This is a genomic window from Pseudoflavonifractor sp. 524-17 (assembly GCF_009935845.1).
In the GTDB taxonomy this organism is placed as follows: domain Bacteria; phylum Bacillota; class Clostridia; order Oscillospirales; family Oscillospiraceae; genus Pseudoflavonifractor_A.
Genome location: NZ_QWEK01000059.1, coordinates 1 through 3,033 on the forward strand (window position 1 = coordinate 1; position 3,033 = coordinate 3,033).

Genomic DNA, 3,033 nt, shown 5'->3' on the forward strand with positions numbered 1-3,033 from the left:
CTGAAAAACCAAACCAGAAGTGGGTCACCGATGTCACAGAGTTCAGCTTGTTTGGAGAGAAACTATACCTGTCTCCCATCCTTGACCTGTACAGCAGCGATCTGGTCAGCTGCACAATCTCAGACAGGCCAGTTCTCAACATGGTTATCTCCATGCTGGACAAAGCATTTGAAACGATACCGGACGGAACAAAACTCATCCTTCACTCCGATCAGGGTTGGCAATACCAGCATAAACAGTACCAAGCTATGCTCAAGAAAAAGGGAATCCTCCAGAGCATGAGCCGAAAAGGCAACTGTCTGGACAATGCCGTGATTGAAAACTTTTTCGGCTTGCTGAAAAGTGAGTTGCTCTATCTGCAGGACTTTCAGTCCATAGAGCACTTTAAGCATGAATTGATTGCCTATCTGGATTACTACAATAATCGCCGCATCAAGGCAAAACTAAAGGGCTTGCCGCCTGCTCTTCACAGACAACAAGCCCTTTCGGCTGCTTGAACAATTTTACCGCCTTATTTTTGTCTAACTTTTTGGGCGCACTTCAAAAATCGGAGCGGTGTTTTTGTATATCAGAAGGACACCGTGACCAGAAGGAACTCGCCCATTTCCCACGCTCCGTCCACGGAGGCTCTGCTGGATGTATCCCCCGTCCCCCCGCCCTTTCCCTGGATAGGGAAAGGGCGGGGGGATAGGGTCGGACCGCTTCCTCTCAAGCCGCTTTCTTTCCACAGCTGATGTGTTGAAAATTAGCAATCTCAAAGCCTTGCCCCGCAAGGGTTTCCAGCTCCGGTTTCGTGGGGGCTGGTATAGTATCATTCCCCACCCAATTTATTGAAATACTGTCAATATCTGAATTTATGGGAGGTATCTATGAACAGTCAAAATTCAATGCCTTGCAGCCCTGAAAATCAGTCAACGCTGGTCGCTGGGAAAAAGCGTATTCGGAGCATGTCCGTCTGTGTCTGGCTGTCCCCGGACGAACAGGCAAAAATTCGGGAGCGCATGGCAGATGTGGGTATTCGCAACCTTTCAGCATATATAAGAAAAATGGCTCTCAACGGCTATGTGCTCCATGTTGACCTTGCGCCAGTCAAAGAGATCGTTTCCCTGCAAAGGCGGTGTGCAAATAATCGCAATCAAATTGCCGTCAGGGTGAATACCTGTGGCGGAGTTTATCCCGACGAAATCAAGACCCTGCAAAAGGACTATACGGATTTATGGGGGCCGCTCTCCGAACTGCTGGAGAAACTTTCGGAGGTTGTGGCGCTGTAAGCGCATAAGGCCCAGGAGCGATAGCGACGGGGCCGCAGACAGGGAAGCCTCTGGACACGGTGTCCAGAGGCTTCCGGCGGGTTTGGGGGCACCCCAACAAGCATTTTTGCGAAGCAAAAATTGCAAGTGTTATACACTTGCCCAGCTTGCTACAATTACAAAGGCCCCGAAAGTGCAGGAAATAGCTGTACTGTTCAGCGGCTCATACCTAAGCTACAATGGAAGGGAAACCGGCCTGACGGTGCCCTGCTTGAGCTGTCACGCTCGTTCGTGCAAACTGTCAGCCGGCCCTCTCATTGCAGCGTTCGATTTGCGCAGGTTGAAGCATCGGAGTGTGTCCGTATATTCGTGTAACAAGGCAAGCTGAATCGGTAATGAGCAGCGGCGGGCGCTGGTTGAAATCACTTATTTTTAGGAGGTTTGCATATGGAATATAAGACAATTACTGCGGTTGGCATTGATGTGTCCAAAGGTAAAAGCACTATTGCTGTGCGCAGACCAGGGGGCGAGGTAGTGCTAGTGCCATTTCAGGTAAACCACGATGCTGTTGGGCTGTCCGGCCTGGTCAAGACACTACGTGGGATAGACGGAGACATCCGGGTCGTCATGGAACACACTGGAATGTACTGGCGTCCCATCGCCCTGGCCTTGAAAGAGGCCGGTTTTTTCGTCAATGTTGTCAACGCCATGCTTATTCACGATTTCAGCGATAATTCTCTGCGTAAAATCAAGACTGACAAAGCAGATTCTATGAAAATTGCCAACTATGCCCTCGTCTTTTGGCAGGAACTGCGGGAGTATTCTACCGAGGACGAAACCAGACAACTGCTGAAAACACAGAGCCGTTTATATGAGCGGACCCAAAGTGCGGGCGTGGCTCTGCGCAACAGCCTGATCTCACTGATTGACCAAATATTTCCTGGAGCTAATTATTTCTTTGGATCAATCCCCCGCAAATCAAACGGTCATGTCAAGTGGGTGGATTTTGTTAAGCGATTCTGGCACAAGAACTGCGTGGCCGGTATTTCACTGGCCGCATTTTCTGCTGTTTACCGCAAATGGTGCTCTAACAATGGATACAAGTTTTATTCATCTGACGCTGAGAAAATTCATCGTTCCGCCAGAGATGCTGTTGCTGCTTTCCCCAAAAACGACAGCACCAAGCTGCTCATCACCCAGTCTGTGGATAGCCTCAACGCTGTTTATGATGCGCTGTATGTAATGCGGGGGGAGATGATGCGCTTGGCATCGCTGCTGCCGGAATTTGAGGTGGTCATGTCCATACAGGGGGCCGGTGAGATCACTGGTCCGCAGCTTATGGCAGAGATTGGCGATGTGCGCCGGTTCACCCGCAAGGGCGCTTTGGTTGCCTTTGCTGGTGTGGACGCACCGCCTTTTCAATCTGGCAAATTCAATTCAAAGTCCCGCCGCGTTTCCAAACGCGGCTCCCCGCATTTACGCAGAACCTTGTTCCAAATCACAAGCATATTACTCCAACACTCCGATCCAGCCAACCCGGTCTTTCAATTTATGGACAGGAAACGGGCTGAGGGAAAACACTTCTATGTTTATATGGTGGCAGGAGCTGCTAAATTCTTGCGCATATATTATGCGCGGGTCAAAGCGCATTTGGAGGTTTCGTATACTGGCTCAGATAACGCTGCTTGACTGATGTGCCGTTCTTATCCAGTCGGTTTGAAATGTTCCCTTACGAACCGGCTCAGTTTCTTATGCCCTTTTGGCCCCCTTACAAATGTCCTCC

The 3,033-nt window shown here is 50.0% G+C and carries 3 protein-coding genes; all 3 read left to right on the forward strand.

The annotated features are described in order from the left end of the window. Nucleotides 1-497: IS3 family transposase (locus D1159_RS16295; RefSeq protein WP_161846681.1), on the forward strand; the 497-nt coding region annotated here is incomplete at its 5' end. Between the two features lie 372 nt (nt 498-869). Then, nucleotides 870-1,271 (forward strand): plasmid mobilization relaxosome protein MobC, encoded by a 402-nt coding sequence (locus D1159_RS16300; protein ID WP_243152345.1) that lies wholly within the window; start codon nt 870-872, stop codon nt 1,269-1,271. A 441-nt stretch (nt 1,272-1,712) separates the two neighbouring features. Further along, nucleotides 1,713-2,939 carry an IS110 family transposase gene (locus D1159_RS16305; protein ID WP_161846683.1) on the forward strand — a complete coding sequence of 409 codons (1,227 nt, stop codon included), beginning with the start codon at nt 1,713-1,715 and terminating at the stop codon, nt 2,937-2,939. Nucleotides 2,940-3,033 lie beyond the last annotated feature (94 nt).